A 26,456-nucleotide genomic window follows, 5' to 3' on the forward strand; every position below is an offset into this window, starting at 1 on the left:
GTGTCCGAGCTCATGGCGCCGTTCGAACTCAGCCAACCGACGATCTCGAAACACCTCAAGGTGCTTGAGGATGCCGGCTTCATCGAACGCGGACGTGATGCGCAGCGACGGCCGCGCAGTTTGGTGCCCATCGCTCTCAAGGATATTGCCGACTGGGTGGAGCCGTTCCGCCAGCAATGGGAAGCCAGGTTCGGAAATCTGGATCGCCATCTTGCGACCGTGGCCGAGAAGGAAGAATAGCATGTCGCTGAAGACCCAGACGGTCGCCGACACCGGAACCGTGATCGACCGGGAGGCGCACACGATCGTCCTCACGCGCATCGTTGCGGCATCCCGTGAACAGGTTTTCGAAGCCTGGACGCGCGCGGAGCACGTCGCGTGCTGGTGGGACCCCGCGGGCCGCCCGCTGGCGGAATGCGAGATCGACCTGCGTCCGGGCGGCACCTTCAGATTTCTCAACCACCCCTCGTCCGGTGCGCCCCCGTTCGCCGGCGTCTATCGCGAGATCGCGGCACCGGGCCGTCTCGTCTTCGAGGCGATGGGCGCGATCGGGCGCGTCATTCTCATAGACCTCGGCGGCAAGACGCATTTGACGCTGCGGATCGAGTGTGCGTCGGGAGATCACCTGGAGCAGTATCTGAAAATGGGCATCGATGCCGGCACGGCCAGGACACTCGACAATCTGGTCGAATACATCGGCACGGAGCCAGGTTGAACATCGGTCTGCCGGGCAAGCTGCTCATGGTGGGAACGATGCCGCCATCATCCGCGGTTGCGGCAAATCCGGCCTTCCTCGCCTATGTCCTGACGTGCCTCGTCCTGAGCCTCAACCTTCTGATGCTCTGGGTCGCCAGCGGAGCGGCCCGCGCACGGGGCGGCGTGGCGGTCAATCCGGAAGACGGCGCGCGCTATGGCACGCCCGTGTCCGAACGGGACCCGCCCGCCGTGGCGCGGCTCCTACGCGCACATCGCAACGCCGAGGCCACCAGCTATCCCTTCTTGTTGCTGGGTTTGGTCTATGTGTTGGCAGGAGGCAGGGTCGAGATTGCCGCGCCTATTTTCACGATCTTCGCCATGGCCCGGATCGCCCATTCGATCGTCTATCTGAGAGCCATGCAGCCGTGGCGAACCCTCGCGTTCGCCACTTCGCTGCTCGCGATCTTCGCCATGATGGCGGCGATCCTCCAGGTCCTGCCGACTGCCTGAGGCCGTCCTGCCGACGGCCTGAGGCAAGTCCGTCAGACCGCCAGATACCGCTGGATCGCCTGGTCGTCGAGTTCGCCCCGGTTGCCGGACAGCACGACCTCGCCCCGTTCCATGACGGCGAAACGGTCGGCCAACTCGCGGGCGAAGTCGAGATATTGCTCGACCAGCAGGATCGCCATGTCGCCGCGCTGGGCCAGCAGCGTGATGACGCGGCCGATGTCCTTGATGATCGATGGCTGAATGCCCTCGGTCGGTTCGTCCAGCACCAGGCAGGTCGGCCGGGTCACCAGTGCCCGGGCGATCGACAGTTGCTGCTGCTGGCCGCCCGACAGGTCGCCGCCGCGCCGGTGCAGCATCTTGTCCAGCACCGGAAACAGCTCGAAGATCTCATCGGGAATCGTCCTGGCCCCCTTGGCGGCGGCGAGGCCGGTCTTCAGGTTCTCCAGCACCGTCAGGCGCGGGAAGATCTCGCGGCCCTGCGGCACCAGCGCCAGGCCGGCGGCGGCGCGGCGATGGGCCGGCAGCTTGTCGATCGGCTGGTCGTTCCACAGGATGCGCCCGGCCTTGATCGGCTGCTGGCCGAAGATCCCGCGGATCAGGCTGGTCTTGCCAACGCCGTTGCGGCCCAGCACGCACGTGACCTCGCCCTTGCGCACGGTCAGGCTGACCCGCCGCAAAATCTGGCTGGCGCCGTAGGAGAGATCGATCGCATCGACGGTCAACATCGTTTCATCGCCCCAGATAGACCTCGATGACGCGCGGATCGTTCTGCACCGCATCGATCGACCCCTCGGCCAGGACCGAGCCCTCGTGCAGGACCGTGACCTTGGCGCCCAGGCTGCGCACGAACACCATGTCGTGCTCGACCACGACGATGGTGCGGTCGCGGGCCAACCGGACGATGAGATCGGCCGTCGCGGCAGTTTCGGCGTCGGTCATTCCCGCGACCGGCTCGTCGAGCAGGATCAGGCGCGGGTCGTGGACCAACAGCATGCCAATCTCGAGCCACTGCTTCTGGCCATGGCTCAACAGCCCGGCGAGTTCGGCGCGGCGCCGGACGAGACCGACCTGCCCCAGCACCCGCTCCAGCCGCCCCTCCTGCTCGTCGTCGAGCCGGCGAAACAGGGTATGACGGATGCGCCGGTCGTCCTTGATGGCCAGTTCGAGATTTTCCTCGACGGTCAGGTTCTCGAACACGGTCGGTTTCTGGAACTTGCGGCCGATGCCCAGGTTGGCGATGGCGGGCTCGTCGAGCCGCGTCAGGTCGTGGCGCCCCTCGAACATCGCCGTGCCGCTGTCCGGCCGGGTCTTGCCGGTGATGACGTCCATCATGGTCGTCTTGCCGGCACCGTTCGGGCCGATGATGGTCCGCAGCTCGCCGGGCTCGATCACCAGGGACAGCGAATTCAATGCCCTGAACCCGTCGAAGCTGACGGTGATGCCGTCGAGATAGAGCTGGGCGGTCGACAGCAGGTCAGTCATGGGCCGTCTCCTCGACGCCGACCGGCACCGACGACAGGCGACGCCAGCGTTTCAGCCGCGCGGCCAGCCCCAGGATGCCTTGCGGCATGGCCAGCGTGACGATGATGAACAGGGCGCCGAGCGCGAACAGCCACAGTTCCGGTGCGGCACCGGTCAGCCAGGTCTTGATGAAATTCACCACGAGCGCGCCCAGGATCGCGCCGACGAGCGTGCCGCGCCCGCCGACCGCGACCCAGATCGCGACCTCGATCGAATTGCCCGGCTGGAACTCGCCGGGATTGATGATGCCGACTTGCGGCACATAGAGCGCACCGGCCAGTCCGCACAGCAACGCCGACAGCACGAACACGAACAGCTTGGCCCCCGTCGTCGAATATCCCAGGAACCGGACCCGGCTTTCCGCGTCGCGCACCGCCAGCAGCAGGCGGCCGAACCGGGTCGTCACCACGAAGCGACAAATCAGGAAAGCCAGGCCCAGCGCCACGGCCGTGACAACGTAGAGCCCGATGCGCGTCGAGGGCGCCTGGATGTCGTAGCCCAGAATCTCCTTGAAATCGGTCAGGCCGTTGTTGCCGCCGAAGCCCATGTCGTTGCGGAAGAAAGCGAGCAGCAGAGCGTAGGTCATTGCCTGGGTGATGATCGACAGATAGACGCCGGTCACCCGGCTGCGGAAGGCAAACCAGCCGAACGCGGCGGCCAGCACCCCCGGCACCGCCAGCGCCATGAAGGCGGCATAGGCGAAATTGCCAAAACCCCACCAGGGCAGCGGCAGGTCCCGCCAGTTCAGGAACACCATGAAATCAGGCAGGATCGGGTCACCATAGACGCCGCGCGTGCCGATCTGGCGCATCAAGTACATGCCCATGGCGTAGCCGCCGAGCGCGAAGAACGCGCCATGGCCGAGACTGAGGATACCCGCATAGCCCCAGATCAGGTCGAGGGCGAGCGCCAGGATGGCGTAGCAGAGGTACTTGCCGAACAGCGGCACCAGGTAGGCGGGGATCCGGAAGGCGGAACCAGGCGCCGGCACCGTCGCCAGGAGCGGGATCAGCACGACGGCGACGAGCGCCGACGCCAGGAAGACGAGCCAGCCGGTACGGCCGAGAAGCGGAGTCCGTTGCATCGTGCTCACGCCTCCGCGGACCGGCCCTTGAGCGCGAACAGGCCGCGCGGCCGGAACTGGATGAAGATGATGATCGCGACCAGCACCAGGATCTTGCCGAGCACGGCCCCGGCGAACGGCTCCAGGAACTTGTTGACCACGCCCAGGCCCATGGCGCCGGCGAGCGTGCCGACCAGGCTGCCGACCCCACCGAACACGACGACCATGAAGCTGTCGATGATGTAGATCGTACCCAGGTTCGGGCTGACGTTGCCGATCTGGCTGAGCGCCACCCCGGCCATGCCGGCGATGCCGGAGCCCAGCCCGAAGGTCAGCGCGTCGACACGGTCGGTCGGGATGCCCATGATCGCCGCCATCTTGCGGTTCTGGGTGACGGCGCGCATGTGCAGCCCGAGGTTGGTCTTGCGCAGCACGAGGACCAGCAGGCCCAAGACGACGAAGCCGAAGGCGATGATCACCAGCCGGTTCCAGGTCACGGTGAAGCCGCCCATGATTTGAAAGCCGCCGGTCATCCAGCTGGGGTTCGCGACCTCTTTGTTCGGCGCGCCGAAGATGCTGCGCACCAGCTGCTGCAGCATCAGGCTGATGCCCCAGGTCGCGAGCAGGGTTTCGAGCGGCCGGCCGTAGAGGAAGCGGATGATGGTACGTTCCAGCGCCACGCCCATGGCGCCGGCGACCAGGAACGCGGCCGGGACCGAGACCACCAGGTAGAAATCGAACAGGCTGGCCGGCAGGAACGAGCGGAACAGCTCCTGCACCACGAAGGTCGTATAGGCGCCCAGCATGATCATTTCGCCATGGGCCATGTTGATCACGCCCATGACGCCGAAGGTCACGGCCAGCCCGATCGCCGCCAGCAGCAGGACGGACCCCAGGCTCAGGCCCTGGAACAGGTTGATGCCGATCTCGATATAGGCCAGCTGGCGCTCGATCTTGGCGAGCGCCGTCTTGGCCGCGGCGATCACCTTCGGGTCGCTCTCGTGGCCGCCGACCAGTTCGCCCAGCAGTCCGCGCACCTGGGAGTCGGTCGAGGCCGCCAATTCGTTGACCGACGCCAGCCGCTGGGCGGCATCGGGGCTCTGCAGCAGGGCCGCGGCCCGGGCCAGCTTGAGCGCGGCGGCGACGCCCTTGTCCTTTTCGGTGGCGAGCGCCTTGTCCAGCGCCGGCACCGCATCGAGCGACGGGCGATGCAGCGCCTCGGTCGCGGCGCTGAGCCGGTCGGCGGGATCGGCGCTATAGAGCGTCAGGCGCGACAGGGCGACATCGATCTGACCGCGCAGCCGGTTATTGACGCGAATGCGGACCGGATCGGCAGCCGGAGCCACGGGAGATCCGGTCACCGCGTCGGCGAAGTGCCCGGCGCTGCCTTCGACCAGAATCTGCTTGGTCTCGGTCGCGGCGAGCTTGCCGTCGGCGAGCGCCTTCAGGATCGCGACCGCGCGGGCGTCGCCGCTTGTGCCCAAGGCATCGATCGCCGCGATCTTGTCGTCGAAGCCGTCGCCGGCGAGGCCGGACGTGAGCTTGGCCAGGTCCGCATCGGCCAGATTGGCCGCATGAACCGCGAGCGGCGCCAGCAGCAGGCCCACGAGCATCAGCACACGAAGGATATTCACGTCCAGGAACCCCCGCCCCGTAACTTCGATCAGACTGCTCCGGACCGGACGGCATCGCCGCCCGGTCCGTCGCTGCGGTTCCTCGTTCTCGTCAGCCGCTGACTATGGCGTCGCGGAGTAGGTCGGCGACGTGCAGCTCTCGCAGACCCAGGGATAGGTCCAGTCCGCGACCTTGCCCTTGTCCTCGGCCAGGTACGGGCTCCAGGCGTCGGCCTTGATCGGCTCCTTGGTCTGCCAGACGATGTCGAACTGGCCGTTCGCCTGGATCTCGCCGATCATCACCGGCTTCGACAGGTGATGGTTCGTGTTCATGACGGCGGTGAAGCCGCCCGGTGCCTTGACCTTCTGGCCGTACATCGCCTGACGGACCGCATCGACGTCGGTCGTGCCGGCCTGCTGGACGGCCTGGGTCCACATCTTGAAGCCGATATAGGTCGCTTCCATCGGGTCGTTGGTCGTCCGCTTGTCGTTCTTGGTGTAGGCGTGCCACTGCTTGATGAACGCCTCGTTGGTCGAGTTCTTGACCGACTCGAAGTAGTTCCAGGCGGCGAGATGGCCGACCAGGTTCTTCGTATCGATGCCGGCCAGCTCTTCTTCACCGACCGAGAAGGCCATGACCGGGATGTCGGTCGCCTTGATGCCTTCGTTCGCCAGTTCCTTGTAGAACGGCACGTTGGCGTCGCCATTGACGGTCGAGATGACGGCGGTCTTCTTGCCGGCCGACGCGAACTTCTTGATGTCGGCGACTTCGGTCTGCCAATCGCTGAAGCCGAACGGCGTGTAGTTGACCTTGATGTCCTCGGCCGGCACGCCCTTCGACTTCAGGAACGCCTCGAGGATCTTGTTGGTCGTGCGCGGATAGACGTAATCGGTGCCTTCCAGCACCCAGCGCTTCACTTCGCCGCCTTCCTTGCTCATCAGGTATTCGACGGCCGGGATCGCCTGCTGGTTCGGCGCCGCACCGGTGTAGAACACGTTGTTCTGGCTCTCCTCGCCCTCGTATTGGACCGGATAGAACAGCAGACTGTTCAGTTCCTTGAACACCGGCAGGACCGACTTGCGGCTGACCGAGGTCCAGCAGCCGAACACGACGGCGACATGGTCCTTGGAGATCAGCTCGCGCGCCTTTTCGGCGAACAGCGGCCAGTTCGACGCCGGGTCGACCACGACCGCCTCGACCTTCTTGCCGAGCAAGCCGCCATGCTTGTTGAGATCGTCGACCATCATCAGGACCGTGTCCTTGAGCGTGGTCTCGCTGATCGCCATCGTGCCGCTGAGCGAATGCAGCACGCCGATCTTGATCGTATCGTCGGCGGCGCGCGCGCATTGGGTGAAGCTGAGCGCTGTCACCAGGGCCGTCGCACCCGCAAGTGCCGCCCGTCTCGTCAAAACTGCCATCCCAACCCCCTAATCCCGAGATGCCGACGGGGAGGCCGCCGGGCATCGATGAAGCCCCTGGTCGAAAGGATGGGACTTGGGCGCCCTCGCCTTCGACCGAATATCAGCCTAGGGTCGGTTGGGTGCGCTGCGGTATGGGGCGTTTGACGTATATTGCGCTGCGAGAGCCGATCACCCCCTCTGCCCCAGCGCCCTGACCGCCAACGCCGTCGCCGAAGCCCTGTTCTCGACACCCAGCTTCGAGAAGATCTGCTCCAGATGCTTGTTCACGGTCCTGGGGCTGATGCCCAGGATTTCGCTGATGTCGCGGTTGGGCTTGCCGCGGGCGAGCCAGACCAGCACCTCCGCCTCGCGCGCGGTCAGGGCCAGTTGCTGCTTCAGGAACCCCTCGTCGCCGCCCTCCTCTGCCTCGGTCAGGCGCAGCAGGATCTCGTCGGGGCCGGTCCGACTGAGATAGGTCAGTTCCAGCCGCCGGCGGCCGCCCCCGAGCGCCAGACGCTCGCCCTGGGACAGGCCGAGCCGCCGGGCGAGATCCGGATCGAGGGCGAAATCCTCGGCATCGAACCCGTCGAAGGCGGCACCGAGCAGCGAGGCCGCCTGCGGCGTCGCCCAGCGCAGACGCCCCTGCCCGTCCATCGCCAGCAGGAAGCGACCGGTCGCATCGAGCGCCGCATGGGCGCTCGAGGTCAGGCGGGCATTGGCCAGGTGGACGCGCATGCGTGCCATCAGCTCCTCGGCGACGATCGGTTTCGTCACATAGTCGACGCCACCGGCCTCCAGGCCCTTCACGACATGCTCGGTCTCGCTCAAGCCCGTCATGAAGATCACCGGCACCGATGCCAGATGCTTCAGGCGTTTCAGCCGGCGGCAGCATTCGAACCCGTCCATGCCCGGCATGATCGCGTCCATCAGCACCAGGTCGGGCGTGATCTGGTCGAGCAGCTCGAGCGCGCCGGCGCCATCGACCGCGACCAGAACGGTCAGGCCCGACCGGTCCAGCGCGTCGGTCAGGAAGCTGAGCGTCTCCGGCGAATCATCCACGATCAGGACGATGTCCCGCCGGATATCGAGCTCACTCATCGGTCCGCAATTCCTCGAGGATGCTCATGTAACGCTTGAGGTCGAAGCGTTTGACGATCTCGTCCAGCCGGCCGGTGAAGGGGGCGAGCGTCGCATCTTCCGCAGCGATCTCGCTCAGCTTCGCCTCGATCCCCCTGACATAGCCGATGCGGCCCAACTGGTGCAGTTCGTCCAAGTGCCGGCGCGACGGCAGGACCTCCGCAGCGGCCGGTGCCGCCGGCGGCGGTTCCGGCTCCTCCTCGCCCTGCTCGATCCACTCGAGCCCGAGCAGCGCCTGGATCCGGTCGATCAGCCGCTGCACGTCGATCGGCTTGATCAGGTAGTCGTCATGGGCCGGCTCCGCCTCCCGGCGCGTCTTGAACTCGTCGACGTTGGCCGAGATCATAACGATCCGGGCCGTGTTGTGGCCGGCCTCGCGCAGGCGCCGCGCGACGCTCCAGCCGTCGAGGCCCGGCATCGAAATGTCGAGCAGGACCAGATCCGGCTCGCATTCCTCGGCGAGCGACAGGCAGGTGAGCCCGTCCGACGCGCTGAACATCAGGAAGCCGAGCGGCGTCAGCAGCTCCTGGATCAATTCCAGATGCGCGCCGTCGTCGTCCGCGATCAGCACCTTGATGCGGCGGCCGCGATAGCCGGAAATCCGCGCCTGGGGTGCCGGCAGGGTGTCGGGCGCCGTCGCCTCCGACAGGAACAGCTTGATGCGGAACAGGCTGCCCCTGCCGAGCGTGCTTTCGACCGAGATGGCGCCGCCCATCATCTCGGTCAGCAGCTTGGTGATGGTCAGGCCCAGGCCGGTGCCGGGCACGGCGCGGGCGTTCGGCATTTGCCCGCGCTCGAACGGTTCGAAGATGCGGTGGATGTCGCTCGCGGGAATGCCGATGCCGCTGTCCTCGATCTCGAACTCGGCGACCTGGCTGCGATAGGTGATGCGCAGGGCCGCATGGCCGCGCTCGGTGTATTTGACCGCGTTCGACAGCAGGTTGATCAGGATCTGCCTGAGGCGCTTCTCATCGGTATAGACGTAGGTCGGCAGGGTGGGCTGCTGGTAATAGAACGCGATGCCCTGCGCCTGGGCCTGCAGGCGAAACATGTCGACGATCTGGTCCAGGAACTCGTGGATGCGGACCCGGTCGCGATACAGCATGAAGCGGCCGGCCTCGATCTTCGAGATGTCGAGCAGCCCGTCGATCAGGTTCGACAGGTGCTCGGCGCTGCGCCGGATCACCCGGATCGCGTTCTGCCGGAGCGGGGCCGCCGCCCCGTCGCGCTCCATCAGCTGGGCATAGCCGAAGATCGCGTTCAGCGGTGCCCGGATCTCGTGGCTGATGCCGATGACATAGCGGCTCTTGGCGAAATTCGCCGCCTCGGCCACTTCCTTCGCCTTCTGCAACTCGGCATCGGTGCGCTCATGGGCCTCGATCTCGCGCATCAGCATGTGGGTCTGGCGATCGGACTCCTCCTCGGCGGTGCGCCGGCTCTCGTGGGCCAGGACCAGGAGCCAGGCGGCGACGCCGGAGACGATCAGCAGGCTGACGAACACCAGCCACAGGGTCCGCGCGATGATCGCCCGGTCGGACGGCGGCCCGATCGCGTCCAGGTAATAGATGAAGGTCAGCGCGCCGCCGATGACCAGCGCGAACACGAACAGCACGCCGATGAAATGGCCGACCCGCGAATGCAGCCCGAGCGCCAGCCGCGACGGCAGCAGGCGGCGCAGCAGGGCCGTGATCTGCTCGACGAAGCGCGCCTCTTCCTTGCAGCTGTCGTGGCAGCGGGCGTCGAGCGTGCAGCAGAGCGAGCAGATGGCGCCGCCATAGGCCGGGCAATAGGCCATGTCCTCGCGCTCGAACACGTTCTCGCAGATCGAGCAGCGCAGTTCGGCGCCCGGCTCCAAGCCGATCTGGGGCGCGCGCGCGATGTAATAGCGCCCCTGGGTCGCCCAGGCGATCAGCGGCGCCGCCACGAAGGCCACGGCCAGGCTGATGAACGGCGCGAAAGCCTGGGACGTGCCGCCGAAACTGCCGAAGAACGCCAATGTCGAGGCAATCACCGCCAGCAGCATGGCTCCGACGCCGACCGGGTTGATGTCGTAGAGGTGTGCGCGCTTGAACTCGATGCCCGGCGGGCTCCAGCCCATCGGCTTGTTGATCACCAGGTCGGCGACGATGGCACCCAGCCAGGCGACGGCGAAATTGGAATAGAGCCCCAGGATCCGTTCGATCACCCCGAAGATGCCGAGGTTCATCAGGGTCAGCGACAGCACGATGTTGAACAGCACCCAGACGACGCGGCCCGGATGGCTGTGGGTCAGGCGCGAGAAGAAGTTCGACCAGGCGATCGAGCCCGCGTAGGCGTTGGTGACGTTGATCTTCATCTGGCAGGTGACGACGAAGATGCCGGTCAGGATCAGCGCCGTCTTCGGCGACAGCGCCAGATATTGCAATGCCACCGAATAGAGCTGGGCGGGCTCGGTCGCATGGAGGTAGGGCACCCCGTGCTGCAGCACGAGCACGGCCAGAAACGAGCCGGCGAACAGCTTGGCCGCGCCCATGAAGATCCAGCCGGGGCCCGCGACCAGCAGGGCGGCCCACCAGCCGAAGCGGTTGCCGGCGGTCCGGCTCGGCAGGAAGCGCAGGTAATCGACCTGCTCGCCGATCTGCGGAATGAGCGAGAGCAGGATCGAGGCCGCGATGCCGAACAGCAGCAGGTCGAACCGGCCGCTGCCGTTACCCAGCAGGCCGCGATAGTCGGTCCAGTCGGCGATCTCGGCCGGATGGCCGACCGCGATCACGACCAGCGGCACGATCTGGAAGAACAGCCAGATCGGCTGGGTCCAGACCTGCAGCCGGCTGATCATCTTGATGCCGTATGCGACGATCGGGATGACCGCGACCGAGGCCAGCACATATCCCACCGGCTGCGGGATCCCGAAACAGGTCTCCAGCGCCGTCGACATGATCACGGCCTCGACCGCGAACAGGATGAAGGTGAACGAGGCATAGACCAGCGAGGTGATGGTCGAGCCGATATAGCCGAAACCCGCGCCGCGGGTCAGCAGGTCGACGTCGACGCCGTGGCGGATCGCGTAGTAGCAGATCGGCAGACCGGTCGCGAAGATCAGCAACCCCACCGCCAGGATCGCCGCCGCCGTGTTGGTGAAGCCGTAGTTGAGCGTCAAGCTGCCGCCGATCGCCTCGCACGCCAGGAACGAGATGGCCCCGACCGCGGTATTGGCGACCCGGAACGCGGACCAGCGCCGGGCCTTCTTCGCCGTGAAGCGCAGCGCGTAATCCTCGAGCGTCTGGTTGGCGACCCACTGGTTATACTGCCGCCGCTCGCGAACGATCCGCTGCCGCCCGCTCATGCCCGATGTCCTCGCCCCGATGCGTTCGAACGGATGCCTGGCAAGAACGGTGCCGAAGCCCATGCGAGGGACATGCCCCCGAGGAGGCTCGACCGGCGGCCGTGACCGCCAAAAAAATAGGCAATGGGCAATTGTTCCGCCCTAAGACTGGAACTTCCCCGACACCAACCTGGGTTATTCGTAAGCGGAGACGATGCGATCGAGGGTCCCGTCGGCCTTCATCGATGCGAGCGCATCGGTCAGCGCCGCGACGAGCGCCGGGCTGCACAGCCTGGAGCAGGCCATGTACTGCTCCGTGACGTTCAGGGCTGGTCCAATCACGAGATCTTTGGTTTCCGGGTGATTCTTGATGAACCACCTGGCCTGGGGGATCGTGTTGAACCAGCCATCGGCGCGGCCGGCAAGCATCATTCCCGCTTCCTGCGCGTCGAACCTCACCTGGCGAATTTGGCTTTCCGGAATGCCATTCGCCCGCAGAACATCATATTCCGCAGCACCGAGGCCGACGAGGATATACCGCAACTCCGCCGCGGCTTGCGCGTAGCTCTCGATGCCGCGATCGAGAGTCACGAACGCCCGCCCCATGGACATGATCGGATAGATCCAGGTAAATCGGGTTTCTCTCTCCCGGATTCGAGCCAGACCGGCGATCAATAGATCCTTCCCGGAGCTCACGTCATCCTGTGCCCTTTTCCAGGGCGGAAACTCTACTCTTCCAAGGAATCCGGCCCGCTTCGCCGCCTCGATACAGGCATCTCCTGCAATACCATGCCTCAGTTCATTGCCGCTGAAAGCCTGAGGCGCAGCGTCCGGCAATGCGAAGACCAACTCAGGAACCTCGGCATTTGCCGCTCCCGGCGAAGCAACCACCATCCCGCAGATGAGGGGCAGTATTCTTATTTTCATTGTCTTGCCCCAAACGGGAAAGATCGCCGATCATAGCAGTGTCCGGCTTTCGGCACGGCATATTTCGATACCGCTTCCGGAGGTTTCCGGACTGACCGTGGGATCCGTTCCGCCACCCGGCCTTGCGCCGCTATGCTCGACATCGCCAACCCTGCGGTCGCGCGCGGCAAGGTCAATCTGGCGCGTCGACGTGGCGCCACGATCCCGGAAGGATGGCCGATCTCACCAAACTGGCGGGCGAACTCGGGATCGAAGCTTTTATGGCCACCGACCTGAACGATCCGGCAAAGGCCGCCATGTGCCCGACGGGGGTTGACCCACGGCCGTTGTAACTTTACGACACCTCCGACCGAGCCCGTAGCTCAGTTGGTAGAGCATTCGACTTTTAATCGAAGTGTCATGGGTTCGAATCCCATCGGGCTCACCATGATCAGGCCCCCGGACGTGCCAGGTGCATTTCCGGGGGCTTTTTCGTGGTCCCGCATCGCGTATGAGCGCGTTCACACGCGCGGCCACCCCTGCTGGGTGATCATCCCCCTCAGCCAATCGGCATGAACGGCAGCACGGGGATTTCAGATGACGATGAGATCGGATTTGAACAAGGCGGTCACGTTCTGGACCGTGCTTGCCGGGGTCGCGACGATCGCCCTGGCGACGGTGGTCGGCAATCTGGCGCCGACCCTGTTGCCGGCCGGTTCCCGAGATGCGCTGGGCCTCGTCGGGCTCGGCCTGTTCCTGGCCGCCCATGGTGTCGCGATCGGCATCAGCCTGCGACGGGCACCGGAGCCTGCGGCCCCCCGCGCGCCCGTGGCGCTTCGCCTGGTGGAGCGCGAAGCATGAAAACCCGGCTTTCGAACTCAGCCCGGCGCCGCGACCATTTTCGCCGCTGCTTCATCCTGTTCGGCAAAGCGGGTTTTCAGCCTATCGACGACCCGCGGGGAGACGAAATGGCCGACGTCGCCGTCCAGCCGCCCTATCTCCTTGACGAACCGCGACGAGATGAATTGATGCCGGTCTGACGACATCAGGAACACGGTCTCGACGGTCGGGTTGAGATGCGAGTTCATGCCGGCCATCTGGAATTCATATTCGAAGTCCGAAACGGCGCGCAGCCCCCGGATGATCACCCGGGCGCCGACCGCGACGGCGAAATTCATCAACAACACGTCGAACGGCCGTACTTCGATCCGCGCGGCCAAGGCACGATCGGGCAGATGGGCGATCTCGTCCTCGACCAGGGCGACCCGTTCGGCGGTCTTGAACAGCGGCCCCTTGCCGTCGTTCTTGGCCACGCCCACGATCAGATGATCGACCAAGGCGGCCGCCCGGACGATGACGTCCAGGTGGCCGTTGGTGATCGGATCGAACGTACCGGGATAGACGCCGATGCGCGGCTGGCTCATCCGGGACTCCCTTCCCTGTTGCGCTGATCCGATCAGGCGGCGGGCCCGTCGCCCTCGGGCGTCTCCGCCGGGGGAATGGCCTCACCCATCTCGTCCGCGCCGCCCGGCTCGTCGCCCTCTTCGGCCCCGGCCGCATCGGCCGGATCCTTCATGGACGCGATCGACACCACGCGCTCGGTCTCGCCGGCCCGGAACACGGTCACGCCCTGGGTCCGGCGCCCCGAGATGCGGATGTCGTCGACCGGGCAACGGATGACCTGGCCCTCGTTCGAGACCAGCACGATCTCGTCGTCATGCTCGACCGGGAACACGGCCAGCACCTCATCCTTGCGCCGGGCCACGTCCATGTTGTCGATGCCCTGACCGCCGCGCTTGGTGATGCGGAAATGATAAGCCGAGGTGCGGACGCCGAAACCCTTGGTCGATACGGTCAGCAGGAACTGCTCGCGCGCCTCAAGCTCGTTATAGCGCGCCTCGTCGATTTCTGCGGGACCGCCGGCTTCGCCGTCCTCGACCTCCGCCTCGGGCTCGACTTCGGCGATCTCGGTTTCGCCCTCGGCCTCGCCCGATGCGGCACGGCGCTTCTTGTTGGACAGGCTGAGGAAGGCCTCGCGCTCGCCGGCGCTCGCTTCGACATGGTCGATGATCGACATGGAGATGACCGCGTCGTCGCCATTCTTGTCCAAGAGGCGGATGCCGCGCACGCCGACCGAATTGCGGCCGGCGAACACACGCACGTCGTCGGCGCGGAACCGGATGCAGCGGCCGCGCCGGGTCGCCAGCAGCACGTCATGGTCGGCGGTGCAGATGCCGACGCCGATCAGCGAATCGTCGGCGTCCTCGCCCTCGAACTTCATGGCGATCTTGCCGTTCGACATGACGTTGGCGAAATCGGCGAGCGAGTTCCGGCGGACGTTGCCCTTGGACGTACCGAACATGACCGTATAGTCGCCCCAGGTCGCCTCGTCCTCGGGCAGCGGCAGGATCGCCGAGATCGATTCGCCCGGCTGGATGTTCGGCAGCAGGTTGATGATCGCCCGCCCGCGCGACTGGGGCGTGCCCACCGGCAGGCGCCAGACCTTGAGCTTGTAGAACTTGCCGCTGGAGGTGAAGAACAGCACCGGCGTATGGGTCGAGGCCACGAACAGCTGACTGACCGAATCCTCGTCGCGGATCGCCATGCCCGAGCGGCCGCGACCGCCGCGGCGCTGGGCGCGGTAGGTCGAGGCCGGCACGCGCTTGATCGCGCCGTTCATGCTGACCGTGACGACCATGTCCTCGCGCTCGATCAGGTCCTCGATGTCGGTCTCGTGCTCGACATCCTCGATCTGGGTCTTGCGGGGCGTGGCGAACTGGTCGCGGATCTCCTGCAGTTCCGCGCGCATGATCTCGTACTTGCGGTCCTTCGAACGCAGGATCGACAGCAGTTCGGAGATCTTGGCGACGATTTCGCTCAGCTCGGCCGCGATCTTGTCGCGCTCGAGGCCGGTCAGGCGCTGCAGGCGCAGTTCCAGGATGGCCTTGGCCTGCGGCTCCGACAGGTAATAGGTCTGGTCGGATCCCACACCTCGGCCGGGCTCGCTGATCAGCTCGATCAGCGGCGCCACGTCGGCGGCCGGCCAGGAGCGGGAGGTCAGCTGGTGCAGGGCCTCGACCGGATCGCGCGCATAGCGGATGACGCGGATGATCTCGTCGATGTTCGCGACCGCGACCGCGAGGCCGGCCAAGACATGGGCGCGCTCGCGCGCCTTGCCCAGCTCGAAGATGGTGCGGCGGGTGATGACCTCTTCGCGGAACTCGATGAACAGCGCGATGATGTCCTTCAAGGTCATCAGTTCCGGCCGACCGCGATTGAGGGCCAGGGTATTGACGCCGAAGGTCGTCTGCAGCGGCGTATGCCGGAACAGCTGGTTCATCACCACGTCGGGCGACGCGTCGCGCTTGATCTCGATGACCATGCGCACGCCGTCGCGGTCCGACTCGTCGCGCAGGTCGGAGATGCCCTCGACCAGCTTCTCGCGGACGACCTCGCCGATGCGTTCCATCAGGCGCGACTTGTTCACCTGATAGGGGATCTCGGTGACGATGATCGCTTCACGATCCTTGCGGACTTCCTCGACATGGTGGCGGCAGCGCATGACGACGGAGCCGCGCCCGGTCTGCGCGGCTGCGCGGCTGCCGCTGCGCCCCATGATCAGGCCGCCGGTCGGGAAGTCGGGGCCGGGAACGATCTGCAGCAGCTCGTCGATCGTGATGCCGGGATTTTCGATATAGGCAAAGCAGGCATCGATCACCTCGCCCAGGTTATGGGGCGGGATGTTGGTCGCCATGCCGACGGCGATGCCGCCGGCGCCATTCACGAGGATGTTGGGGAATCGGGCCGGCAGCACCATCGGCTCGACGGTGCGCTCGTCGTAGTTCGGCTGGAAATCGACGGTGCTCTTGTCGATGTCGGCCAGCATGTATTCCGACACTTTGGCGAGGCGCGCCTCGGTGTAGCGCATCGCCGCCGCCCGGTCGCCGTCCATCGAGCCGAAATTGCCCTGGCCCTGGATCAGTGGCAGGCGCATGGAAAAATCCTGCGCCATGCGGACCAGGGCCTCGTAGATCGAGCTGTCGCCATGGGGATGGTATTTACCCATGACGTCGCCGACCGCGCGGGCGGACTTGCGGAAGGCCCGGTTCCATTCGTTGCCGGTCTCCTTCATCGCATAGAGAATGCGGCGGTGGACCGGTTTCAGGCCGTCACGGACGTCGGGCAGCGCACGCGACACGATCACGCTCATGGCGTAATCGAGGTACGAGCGCTTCATCTCGTCTTCGATGGTGACGGGGGTGATGTCGAAGGGCGTTGGGGCGGACGGTGTTGTGACCAAGGTCGGGGCAATCGTACTCTAGTGGAGTGCCGGGCCGACCATCGTCGCCACGCTCTCGGGCGCTCGGCGGCAATGGGCGGCACGGTCGGGGGCGGACCCTAGCAAAGTTTCCCCGCCGCAACAATCCGGGGGTATAGAGAGGGTATTCGCCTCGCGTTTCCGCCGTACCTTCCAACGCTCTGCTGACGGCCGCATCGTCCGGCCTGCGCCGAAGGAATATCCCGCACGATGAGCGCGCTCGCCAATTTTTTCGACAGCTCGACCTTGCTCGCCCACGGGACCTGTCTTTTCTGGCGGCCGGACCTGTTGTGGCTGCATGTGTTTTCCGACCTGGCGATCGGTGCCGCCTATTATTCCATTCCCGTGGCATTGCTCCTGTTCCTGGCCCGGCGCCAGAGCGTCGAATTCACCGGCCTCATCGGCCTGTTCGCGGCCTTCATCATCGCGTGCGGCACGACCCATTTCTTCAGTGTCTGGAACTTGTGGCACGCCGATTATGCGGCTGAAGGCCTGGCGAAGGCGTTGACGGCCGCAATCTCCGTGGTCACGGCGATCCTCATCTGGCCGATGCTGCGGCACGCGCTGGTCCTGCCCTCGCCCTCGGCGCTCGAACAGATCAACGACGACCTGTCGATCCAGATCCGGGAGCGCAGCGCCGCCGCGGAGAGCCTGCGACAGTCCGAGGACCGCTATCGCACGCTCTACAACCGCTCGCCGGCCCCCATGCACTCGCTCGACGCCGGCGGCCGCCTGATCGGCGTCAGCGACTATTGGCTGACCATGCTGGGATACGAACGCGACGAGGTGATCGGCCGTCATCTGAGCGAATTCATGGTGCCCCGATCGGCGGTCCGTTTCCAGGAAAGCCACTGGGATGAATTCCTCGCGGTCGGCGAGGTGCGCGACGAACCCTATGAATTCATCCGGCACGACGGCCAAATCGTCGATGTGCTGCTGTCCTCGCGCCTGGAGCGCGACCAGACCGGCGCCTTCCGTCAGTCCTTCGCCCTGCTGGTCGACGTCACCGACCGCAATCGAGCCGAGGCCGCCCTGAAGCGCGAGCGCGAATTCTCTGAGCTGCTGGTGCGCAGTTCACCACAGGGCGTCTTCGCGTTCGACCGCGACCTGAAGCTGACGCTGTGGAATTCGGCGCTCGAGCGCATGACCGGCGTCAATGCCGACGAGATCCTGGGCCGGCGGCCCGAACTGTTCGGCGACGGCTACGGCGCCAGCGGCGTGCTCGACGCCATGGAGTCGGCGATCAACGGCCGGTCCGTGACGATCGCGGACGAGCCGTTCGTCTTTTCCACGGCCGGTCGGCGCGGCTTCTTCGAGGCGACCGTGGCCCCGGTCTATGGCGAGGCCGGCATCATCCTGGGCGGCGTCGCCTTCCTGCACGAGACGACCGAGCAGCGCGGGTTGGAAGAGGCTTTGCGCCAGGCACAGAAGATGGAGGCGGTGGGTCAGCTGACCGGCGGCATCGCCCATGATTTCAACAACGTGCTGACGATCGTCGCCGGCAATCTGGAACTGCTGGAGATGCGGCTGACCGACCGGCCGGACGTGAAGCGTCTGGCCGCTGCAGCCTCCATGGCGGTGAGCCGGGCCGAACGGCTGACCCAACAGCTGCTGGCTTTTTCGCGCAAGCAGCAGCTGCAGCCGGAGCCGCTCGACCTCAATGCGGTGATTTCCGGCATCCGCGACCTGTTGCGCAAGACGGTGGGCGAGCGGATCGAGATCGATTTCCGGCCGGGCGAGGCACTCTGGCAGAGCCTGGTCGACCGCAACCAAGTCGAGAGCATGCTGCTGAACCTGATCCTGAACGCGCGCGACGCCCTGCCCGATGGCGGCCGGATCACGATCGAGACGGAAAATGCCCAACCACGTTCCAGCATGGTGCTGGGCCTGCCGCCCGGGCTCGACTCGAGCGTGCTGCTGACCGTCACGGACACCGGGACCGGCATGCCGCAGGACGTGCTGGATCGCGTGTTCGAACCGTTCTTCACGACCAAGCCCCAGGGCCGTGGCACCGGGCTGGGGTTGAGCATGATCTATGGCTTCGTGCGCCAGTCCGGCGGCCATATCGTGATCGAAAGCACGGAGGGCACCGGCACCCGCGTCCTGATCTACCTGCCGCGCGCGCTCGGCAAGATGGTGCCCGATGCGGCCCAGCCCCATCGCGAAGTAAGTCTGGGCCGGGGCGAGACCGTGCTTGTGGTCGAGGACGACGAGGCAGTCCGGCAATATGCCTGCGGCGTGTTGGACGATCTGGGCTACCGGGTGATCGAAGCCGAGACCGGCGATGCCGGCCTGGTCGCGACCGAGACCAATCCCGAGATCGACATCGTCCTGACCGACATCGTCATGCCCGGGCTGCTCGACGGCGTCATGATGGCGCGCGAGATCCAGAAGCGCCGGCCGAACCTGAAGATCCTGTTCACGTCCGGCTATTCCGACACCCAGCCCCAGGAGGGCGGCCTGGTCAGCTCGGCCAATTTCCTGAAGAAGCCCTATCGCCCGGCCGATCTCGCCGAGAAGCTGCGGGCGCTGCTTCTGGCGTCGGCGACCTGACGAGCGCCGATGCCGGACAAATTCGACCGCGAGCGGCTGATCAAGCTGCTGGGCATGCTGGGTTCCGCCCATGACGGCGAGGTGCTGAACGCGGCGCGCCATATCGAAGCCATGGTGCGCGCCGGCGGTCGCGACTGGGACAAGTTGCTGAGCCCCGCGCCCGCCACGGCGGTTCCGAAGCGCTCATCCGACAAGGCCGACCTGCGCAAGCTCGACGAGTTGCTGGCGGCGACCCAGGTGTCCGATATCCTGAAGCTGCGTCTCGCCGCCCTGCGCGACGCGCTGAAGGCAGGGCGGATCGGCGACCGGGACCGTCACCTGCTGCGCATGCTCCATCGCAAGGCGGTGATCGACGGGACGCTGGTGACGGTATGAGGCGCCGAGGTGGCTCGGTCCTGGACGGGAGGGTGCCGATCGGCTATATATAGTTTCAAATGAAACCATAATCGAGGGTGGAGCGCGATGACCCAGATTGACGGCGGCTATCTCTCGGGCTTCGGCAACAGTTTCGCGACCGAGGCGATCGCGGGCGCTTTGCCCGAAGGACAGAATTCGCCGCAGCGGGTGCCGCTCGGTCTCTATGCGGAGCAATTGAGCGGCACGGCCTTCACCGCACCGCGCGGCGAGAGCAAGCGCTCCTGGCTCTATCGCATCCGTCCGACCGCCAGCCACAAGCCCTATCGCCGCATCGACAACGGCCTGATCGGCGGCCGGTTCGCGGACGAGGCGTCGCCCAACCGGCTGCGCTGGGATCCGCTCGACCTGCCCGTCGCGCCGACCGACTTCGTCGACGGGCTGGCGACGGTCGCCGGGAACGGCGACGTCGGATCCGGCAGCGGCGTGTCGATCCATGTCTACCGGGCCAACCGATCGATGGTCGACCGGGTGTTCTACGACGCCGACGGCGAGTTGCTGCTCGTGCCGCAGCAGGGCCGCCTCGCCCTGTTCACCGAGCTGGGACGGCTCGAGGTCGCGCCCGGCGAGATCGCGGTCATGCCGCGCGGTGTGCGCTTCCGGGTCGAGCTGCCCGATGGCGCCGCGCGCGGTTATGTCTGCGAGAACCACGGCGCGCTGTTCCGCCTGCCCGAACTGGGTCCAATCGGCGCCAACGGACTGGCCAATGCCCGGGATTTCCTGACCCCCGCCGCCTGGTTCGAAGAGGTCGAGCGGCCGGTCGAGATCGTTCAGAAATTCCAGGGCAACCTGTGGGCGACCACGCTCGATCACTCGCCGCTCGACGTCGTCGCCTGGCATGGCAATTACGCGCCTTACAAATACGACCTCGCGAAGTTCAACACGATCGGCACGGTCAGCTTCGACCATCCCGATCCGTCGATCTTCACCGTGCTGACCGCGCCCAGCGAGCAGCCGGGCACGGCGAACGCGGATTTCGCGATCTTTCCGCCGCGCTGGATGGTGGCCGAGCATACCTTCCGGCCGCCCTGGTTCCATCGCAACGTCATGAACGAATTCATGGGCCTGATCCACGGTACCTACGATGCCAAGGCCGGCGGTTTCGCCCCGGGCGGCATGAGCCTGCACAATTGCATGTCGGGTCACGGTCCCGATCTCGTAAGCTATGACAAGGCGGTCGGGGCGGAATTGCAGCCGCACAAGATCGACAATACCTTGGCCTTCATGTTCGAGACCCGCTGGGTCATCAGGCCGACCGACTGGGCCCTCGCGGCGCCGGAACTGCAGCAGGATTACGATGCGTGCTGGGACGGGCTCGGCAGCAATTTCCGGAAGTGACGCGCACCCCATGACCCAACTGGATCAGACGCACGCCCAGTCCCGTCGCAGCTGGATCTCCAGTGCCCACGGCCATGCCGATTTCCCGATCCAGAACCTGCCGTTCGGCATCTTCCAGCCGCATAACGGAAGCCCGCGCGGCGGTGTGGCGATCGGCGACGAGATCTTCGACCTGAAGGAAGCCGTCACCCTCGGCCTGTTCTCCGGCGCCATCAGGGAGGCCGCGGAGGCGGCGTCCGGTCCCACGCTCAATCCCCTGATGGCACAGGGCCGTGCCGCACGCGTGGCGCTGCGTGGTCGCCTCTCGGAATTGCTGGACGAGGCCGGTGGCGAGCGCGCCAAGGTCGAGGGCTATCGCACGGTGCTGCTGCACAAGGCGGTGGATTGCACGCTGCACTTGCCGGCCCGGATCGGCGACTACACGGATTTCTATGCCGGCATCAATCACGCGACCAACGTCGGGCGGCTGTTCCGGCCCGACAATCCGCTGATGCCCAACTATAAATACGTGCCGATCGGCTATCACGGCCGCGCCTCGTCGGTGCGGGCGTCCGGCGGCGCGGTGATCCGGCCGAACGGCCAGCGCAAGCCGGCGACCGAGGAATTTCCCAGCTACGGTCCGTCGCGAAATTTCGACTATGAGCTGGAGCTGGGCATCTGGATCGGCCCGGGGAACGGGCTGGGAACGACCATCCCGATCGCAGGAGCGGAAGACCATATCGTGGGCTATTGCCTGCTGAACGACTGGTCCGCGCGCGACATCCAGGGCTGGGAGTACCAGCCGCTGGGCCCGTTCCTGGCCAAGAGCTTCCATACCACGGTCTCGCCCTGGCTGGTGACTCCGGAAGCGCTGGCGCCGTTCCGCGCCGCGCAGAACGTGCGGCCCGAGGGCGATCCCCGGCCGCTCGACTACCTGTGGGACGACGCCGACCAACAGGCCGGCGCGATCGACATCGGCCTCGACGTCTTCCTGCAGACCGCAGGCCGACGCATGGCCGGCGAAGAGCCGGTCCGCATCGGCGGCAGCAACACGCGCGAGCTTTACTGGACGCCTGCGCAACTGGTCGCCCATCACGCGTCCGGCGGCTGCAACCTGGCGCCGGGCGACCTGCTGGGCTCCGGCACCATCTCGGGTACCACGACCGACAGCTTTGGCAGCCTGCTGGAAATCACCGAGGGCGGCCGCAAGCCGCTGGCCTTGCCCTCCGGCGAGACCCGCCGGTTCCTGGAGGACGGCGATGAGGTGATCTTCCGCGCCCGGTGCCGGCGCGACGGCTTCGTCACCATCGGCTTCGGCGAATGCCGCGGCAGGGTCGCACCGGCGATCTAGCGCATCCTCGCGGACCCGATCGGAAAAGGCCGGCCCTCTAGGCCGGCCTTTTTGTCATGCCGGTAGACATTAATACGGCCGCTTCGGGTCATGACGCCAGTCCATTGATATGTATGAGTTGTTTTTAAAATCATTCATTTACAAATAATTACGCGAAGATTGCCGCGAAATTTTCGATTTTCTCGCATAAGATGGGTTACCTGAAGCACCTGCCGAACCCTCTCAGCCAACAAAACCGGCTGCGAGAACACGGAAAACCCACATATTTATGACGCGGTACTGATCATAAATAGCGACAGACAGCCGAAACATATCGGCCGCCGCAAGCGATGAACGGGAGGAATGCGATGACGGTGAAATTCATACTGACCGCCATGATCCTGGGTTCCATGGCGCTCGCCCCTGGCGCCCGGGCACAGGAGAAGGACACGATCGGCATTGCCATGCCGACGAAATCCTCGGCGCGCTGGATCGACGACGGCAACAACATGGTCAAGCAGTTCGAGGCCAAGGGTTACAAGACCGACCTGCAATATGCCGAGGACGACATCCCGAACCAGCTCGCGCAGATCGAGAACATGATTACCAAGGGCGACAAGATCCTGGTGATCGCGGCGATCGACGGCACCACGCTGTCGGACGTGCTGCAGCAGGCGGCCGACAAGAAGATCAAGATCATCGCGTACGACCGGCTGATCCGCAAATCACCCAACGTCGACTATTATGCGACCTTCGACAATTTCCAGGTCGGCGTGCTGCAGGCGACCTCGATCGAAAAGGCGCTCGGCCTGAAACAAGGCAAGGGTCCGTTCAACATCGAACTGTTCGGTGGCTCGCCCGACGACAACAATGCCTATTTCTTCTACGACGGCGCCATGTCGGTGCTCGATCCCTACATCAAGAGCGGCAAACTGGTCGTCGGCAGCGGCCAGATGGGTATGGACAAGGTCTCGACCCTGCGCTGGGACGGCGCCGTCGCCCAGGCACGTATGGACAATCTGCTGAGCGCCTACTACGGCAACAAGCGGCTCGATGCGGTGCTGTCGCCCTACGACGGGCTCAGCATCGGCATTCTCTCGTCGCTGAAGGGGGTTGGTTACGGCGGTGCCGGCCAGCCCATGCCGATCGTGACCGGCCAGGACGCGGAAATCCCGTCGATCAAGTCGATCATCGCCGGCGAGCAGCATTCGACGATCTACAAGGACACGCGCCAACTGGCCAAAGTCACCGTCGACATGGTCGAGGCGATCGAGAAAAACACGGCGGTGCCGGTCAACGACACCAAGACTTATAACAACGGCATCAAGGTCGTGCCGGCCTATCTGTTGAAGCCGGTAGAGGTCGATGCCGGCAATTGGAAGCAGGTTCTGGTCGACGGCGGCTATTACAAGGAAAGCCAGCTGCACTAGAGCCTGATCCGAACAAACCGACTCGGTTTGATCGGTGGCCCGGTCTCTAGTTATAGGTTTGGAGAGCGTTTCAGATCTGAGGCCGGGCCGGCCTCAGATCATCGTGCTCCAGCGTTGGCGAAACCAAGGGGCCGCCACGGCGTTGGCGGTCTCGAAGGGGAAGGAAGCCATGGACGCGATCCTGGAGATGCGAGGCATCACCAAGACGTTCCCGGGAGTGAACGCTCTCGACAATGTCACCCTCGCGGTGCGCCGCGGCGAAATCCACGCCATCGTCGGCGAGAACGGCGCCGGCAAGTCGACCCTGATGAAGGTGTTGAGCGGCGTCTATCCGCACGGTTCCTACCAGGGGCAGATCGTCTATCGGGGCGAAGAACAACACTTCCGCACCATCGCCGACAGCGAAAAGCTGGGCATCATCATCATCCATCAGGAACTGGCCCTGGTGCCGCAATTGTCGATCGCCGAGAACGTCTTCCTCGGCAACGAGCGCGCTCGCCACGGCGTGATCGACTGGCTGGCGGTGATGAACCAGACCAAGGCGCTGCTCGACATCGTGGGCCTGGACGAGCCGCCGGAGACGCTCGTCACTCATCTGGGCGTCGGCAAGCAGCAGCTGGTCGAGATCGCCAAGGCGCTGTCGAAAGAGGTAAAGCTGCTGATCCTCGACGAACCGACGGCCAGCCTGAACGAAAGCGACAGCGACGTGCTGCTCGACCTGCTGCTGGCGCTGAAGGCACAGGGCATCACCTCGATCCTGATCTCGCACAAGCTGAACGAAATTTCGAAGGTGGCCGACAGCATCACGGTGCTGCGCGACGGCGCCACGGTCGAAAGCTTCGATTGCCGCGCCGAGCCGATCAGCGAGGACCGCATCATCCGCAACATGGTCGGTCGAGCGCTCGACGATCGCTATCCCAAGCGCACGCCGGCGATCGGCGACGTGCTGTTCGAGGTTCGGAACTGGAGCGTCCAGCACCACCGCCATGCCGGGCGGCAGGTCATCCGGGACATCGACCTCAACGTGCGGCGCGGCGAGATCGTCGGCATCGCCGGCCTGATGGGGGCCGGCCGGACCGAGTTCGCCATGAGCGTGTTCGGCCGCTCCTACGGCCGCAACATCACCGGCACGGCCTATCTGGAAGGCAAGGAAGTCGATCTCGGCACGGTGCAGAAGGCGATCGCCCAGGGCGTCGCCTATGCGACAGAGGACCGCAAGCACTACGGCCTCGTGCTCGACGACAGCATCCTGCACAACGTCTCGCTCGCCAACCTCCGGGGCGTGTCCCGCCATCTGGTGATCGACGACGGCCGCGAGGCCGCCGTCGCCAACGACTATCGGCGCCAGCTCAAGATCCGCTGCTCGGGCATTCTGCAGACCGCCGGCACCCTGTCGGGCGGCAACCAGCAAAAGGTCGTCCTCAGCAAATGGCTCTATGCCGATCCGCGCCTGCTGATCCTGGACGAGCCGACGCGCGGCATCGACATAGGCGCCAAATACGAGATCTACACGATCATCAATCATCTCGCCGACGAGGGCAAAGCGGTGTTGATGATCTCGTCGGAGATGCCGGAACTGCTGGGCGTCTGCGATCGGATCTACGTCATGAACGAAGGCCGGATCGTCGCCGAGATGCCGGCCGCCGACGCGTCGCAGGAAAAGATCATGAGATCGATCGTGAAGGCCGGGGAGAGAGCGTCATGAGCCTGAAGTTCACAGTCCCCGCGGCGAAGGAAAGCCGCCCGCCCCAGCCGCCGGCAAAGGGGGCGTGGCGCGGGCATCTGCGCGAATACGGCATGATCCTGTCGCTCGCCGTCATCGTCCTCTTCTTCGAGAAGACGACGAACGGGGCGCTGCTGCTGCCGCTCAATCTCACCAATCTGGTGCTGCAGAACAGCTACATCGTCATCATGGCGCTGGGCATGCTGCTGGTCATCGTCGCCGGGCACATCGACCTGTCGGTCGGCTCCGTCTCGGGCTTCATCGGCGCGCTCGCCGCTGTGCTGATGGTGCAGTTCCATCTGAATTTCATCCTGACGTCGCTGCTGTGCCTGGCGGCCGGCGCGCTGATCGGTGCCGCACAGGGCTATTGGATCGCGTATTTCAAGATCCCCTCTTTCATCGTCACCCTGGCCGGCATGCTGGTGTTTCGCGGCCTGTGCCTGGTGACGCTCGCCGGCCAGTCGATCGGACCGTTCCCGGTCGATTTTCAGAAATTGAGTTCCGGCTTCCTGCCGGACGTGCTGGCCGGCGGCAAGCTCAACGTCACGTCGCTCGTCCTCACCATCCTGCTGACCGCCTCTCTGGTCGGGCTGGCCTGGCGCAATCGCGTCAAGCGGCTGGAGAACGGCATCTCGCAAGAATCGCCGCTGTTCTTCTGGCTGAAGCACGTGGTCATGGCCGTCGCCGTCCTGGGGCTGGGCTACCTGCTATCGTCCTACAAGGGCCTGCCGAACGTCCTCATCATCATGATCGTGCTGATCGCGCTCTATACGTTCGCGACGTTGCGCACGACGATCGGCCGCCGCATCTATGCGCTTGGCGGTAACGAGAAGGCGGCACGGCTGTCGGGCATCAATACCGAACGGCTGACGTTCCTCACCTTCGTCAACATGGGCGTGCTGGCGGCCCTGGCCGGGCTGGTGTTCGCCGCCCGGCTCAACACCGCGACACCGAAGGCCGGCCTGTCGTTCGAACTTGACGTCATCGCAGCGTGCTTCATCGGCGGCGCCTCGGCGTCCGGCGGCGTCGGCAAGGTGACCGGGGCCGTGATCGGCGCCTTCATCATGGGCATCATGAACAACGGCATGTCGATCGTCGGCGTCGGCATCGACTGGCAGCAGGTCATCAAGGGCCTGGTGCTGCTCGCCGCCGTGTGCTTCGACGTCTACAACCGCAACCGGTCGTGACCGCTCGGACCCGCCGCGCACGGGTCGCGGCAA

Annotated in this window: 21 protein-coding genes and 1 tRNA gene; 12 read left to right on the plus strand and 10 right to left on the minus strand. The window is 65.3% G+C overall.

The window, feature by feature from the left end; translation table 11 throughout:
- From VGV37_RS15240 to VGV37_RS15250, 3 genes are all read left to right on the plus strand, one after another.
- Positions 1 to 240: ArsR/SmtB family transcription factor (locus tag VGV37_RS15240; protein ID WP_326880540.1), on the plus strand; the 240-nt coding region annotated here is incomplete at its 5' end.
- Between the two features lies 1 nt (position 241).
- The gene (locus tag VGV37_RS15245; protein WP_326880541.1) at positions 242 to 715 is read left to right on the plus strand and encodes an SRPBCC family protein; all 474 of its coding nucleotides are present in this window, start codon (positions 242 to 244) and stop codon (positions 713 to 715) included.
- A complete protein-coding gene (locus VGV37_RS15250; protein ID WP_326880542.1) occupies positions 712 to 1,206 on the plus strand; it encodes an MAPEG family protein in 495 nt (164 codons plus the stop codon). The genes VGV37_RS15245 and VGV37_RS15250 overlap by 4 nt, the downstream gene beginning before the upstream one ends.
- A gap of 32 nt (positions 1,207 to 1,238) precedes the next feature.
- Here the strand turns inward: VGV37_RS15250 and urtE are convergent, their stop codons facing one another.
- From urtE to VGV37_RS15290, 8 genes are all read right to left on the minus strand, one after another.
- Entirely contained in the window at positions 1,239 to 1,931 is a 693-nt protein-coding gene (gene urtE, locus VGV37_RS15255; protein ID WP_326880543.1) for an urea ABC transporter ATP-binding subunit UrtE, read from the minus strand.
- A 4-nt stretch (positions 1,932 to 1,935) separates the two neighbouring features.
- A complete protein-coding gene (gene urtD / locus VGV37_RS15260; protein ID WP_326880544.1) occupies positions 1,936 to 2,688 on the minus strand; it encodes an urea ABC transporter ATP-binding protein UrtD in 753 nt (250 codons plus the stop codon).
- Complete coding sequence (urtC, locus tag VGV37_RS15265) at positions 2,681 to 3,811, minus strand: urea ABC transporter permease subunit UrtC (protein WP_326880545.1); 1,131 nt, start codon at positions 3,809 to 3,811, stop codon at positions 2,681 to 2,683. The genes urtD and urtC overlap by 8 nt, the downstream gene beginning before the upstream one ends.
- Before the next feature lie 5 nt (positions 3,812 to 3,816).
- Complete coding sequence (gene urtB, locus VGV37_RS15270) at positions 3,817 to 5,424, minus strand: urea ABC transporter permease subunit UrtB (protein WP_326880546.1); 1,608 nt, start codon at positions 5,422 to 5,424, stop codon at positions 3,817 to 3,819.
- A 102-nt stretch (positions 5,425 to 5,526) separates the two neighbouring features.
- Complete coding sequence (gene urtA / locus VGV37_RS15275; protein WP_326880547.1) at positions 5,527 to 6,822, minus strand: urea ABC transporter substrate-binding protein; 1,296 nt, start codon at positions 6,820 to 6,822, stop codon at positions 5,527 to 5,529.
- 171 nt (positions 6,823 to 6,993) lie between these two features.
- The gene (locus tag VGV37_RS15280) at positions 6,994 to 7,902 is read right to left on the minus strand and encodes a DNA-binding response regulator (protein ID WP_326880548.1); all 909 of its coding nucleotides are present in this window, start codon (positions 7,900 to 7,902) and stop codon (positions 6,994 to 6,996) included.
- A complete protein-coding gene (locus VGV37_RS15285) occupies positions 7,895 to 11,266 on the minus strand; it encodes an ATP-binding protein (protein WP_326880549.1) in 3,372 nt (1,123 codons plus the stop codon). Before VGV37_RS15285 ends, VGV37_RS15280 begins: the two co-directional genes overlap by 8 nt.
- Before the next feature lie 174 nt (positions 11,267 to 11,440).
- Positions 11,441 to 12,172: a substrate-binding periplasmic protein gene (locus VGV37_RS15290; RefSeq protein ID WP_326880550.1), complete on the minus strand. Its 732-nt coding sequence runs from the start codon at positions 12,170 to 12,172 to the stop codon at positions 11,441 to 11,443.
- A 351-nt stretch (positions 12,173 to 12,523) separates the two neighbouring features.
- On the opposite strand from VGV37_RS15290, the gene VGV37_RS15295 reads away from it, so the two are divergent.
- Positions 12,524 to 12,599: transfer RNA gene (locus tag VGV37_RS15295), tRNA-Lys, on the plus strand.
- Positions 12,600 to 12,748: 149 nt separating this feature from the next.
- On the plus strand, positions 12,749 to 13,012 hold the full coding sequence (locus VGV37_RS15300) for a hypothetical protein (protein ID WP_326880551.1): 264 nt from the start codon (positions 12,749 to 12,751) through the stop codon (positions 13,010 to 13,012).
- Positions 13,013 to 13,029: 17 nt separating this feature from the next.
- On the opposite strand, the gene coaD is transcribed toward VGV37_RS15300, so the two are convergent.
- A complete protein-coding gene (gene coaD, locus VGV37_RS15305) occupies positions 13,030 to 13,575 on the minus strand; it encodes a pantetheine-phosphate adenylyltransferase (RefSeq protein ID WP_326880552.1) in 546 nt (181 codons plus the stop codon).
- A gap of 32 nt (positions 13,576 to 13,607) precedes the next feature.
- Positions 13,608 to 16,451, minus strand: coding sequence for a DNA gyrase subunit A (gyrA, locus tag VGV37_RS15310; protein WP_326880553.1), 2,844 nt, complete (start codon positions 16,449 to 16,451; stop codon positions 13,608 to 13,610).
- Between the two features lie 228 nt (positions 16,452 to 16,679).
- Here gyrA and VGV37_RS15315 point away from each other — a divergent pair, with 228 nt between their 5' ends.
- From VGV37_RS15315 to mmsB, 7 genes are all read left to right on the plus strand, one after another.
- Positions 16,680 to 19,022, plus strand: coding sequence for a PAS domain S-box protein (locus VGV37_RS15315; protein ID WP_326880554.1), 2,343 nt, complete (start codon positions 16,680 to 16,682; stop codon positions 19,020 to 19,022).
- A gap of 9 nt (positions 19,023 to 19,031) precedes the next feature.
- The gene (locus tag VGV37_RS15320; RefSeq protein ID WP_326880555.1) at positions 19,032 to 19,397 is read left to right on the plus strand and encodes a hypothetical protein; all 366 of its coding nucleotides are present in this window, start codon (positions 19,032 to 19,034) and stop codon (positions 19,395 to 19,397) included.
- Positions 19,398 to 19,484: 87 nt separating this feature from the next.
- Positions 19,485 to 20,774, plus strand: coding sequence for a homogentisate 1,2-dioxygenase (hmgA, locus tag VGV37_RS15325; protein ID WP_326880556.1), 1,290 nt, complete (start codon positions 19,485 to 19,487; stop codon positions 20,772 to 20,774).
- Between the two features lie 10 nt (positions 20,775 to 20,784).
- On the plus strand, positions 20,785 to 22,104 hold the full coding sequence (gene fahA / locus VGV37_RS15330) for a fumarylacetoacetase (RefSeq protein ID WP_326880557.1): 1,320 nt from the start codon (positions 20,785 to 20,787) through the stop codon (positions 22,102 to 22,104).
- A 347-nt stretch (positions 22,105 to 22,451) separates the two neighbouring features.
- Positions 22,452 to 23,513, plus strand: coding sequence for a multiple monosaccharide ABC transporter substrate-binding protein (gene chvE / locus VGV37_RS15335; RefSeq protein WP_326880558.1), 1,062 nt, complete (start codon positions 22,452 to 22,454; stop codon positions 23,511 to 23,513).
- 169 nt (positions 23,514 to 23,682) lie between these two features.
- Positions 23,683 to 25,218, plus strand: a complete 1,536-nt coding sequence (mmsA, locus tag VGV37_RS15340; RefSeq protein WP_326880559.1) for a multiple monosaccharide ABC transporter ATP-binding protein — start codon at positions 23,683 to 23,685, stop codon at positions 25,216 to 25,218.
- Positions 25,215 to 26,423 carry a multiple monosaccharide ABC transporter permease gene (gene mmsB, locus VGV37_RS15345; protein WP_326880560.1) on the plus strand — a complete coding sequence of 403 codons (1,209 nt, stop codon included), beginning with the start codon at positions 25,215 to 25,217 and terminating at the stop codon, positions 26,421 to 26,423. The genes mmsA and mmsB overlap by 4 nt, the downstream gene beginning before the upstream one ends.
- Positions 26,424 to 26,456: the final 33 nt, after the last annotated feature.

Origin of the sequence: Aliidongia sp., from assembly GCF_035943795.1 — a bacterium.
Taxonomy (GTDB): Bacteria; Pseudomonadota; Alphaproteobacteria; order ATCC43930; family CGMCC-115725; genus Aliidongia.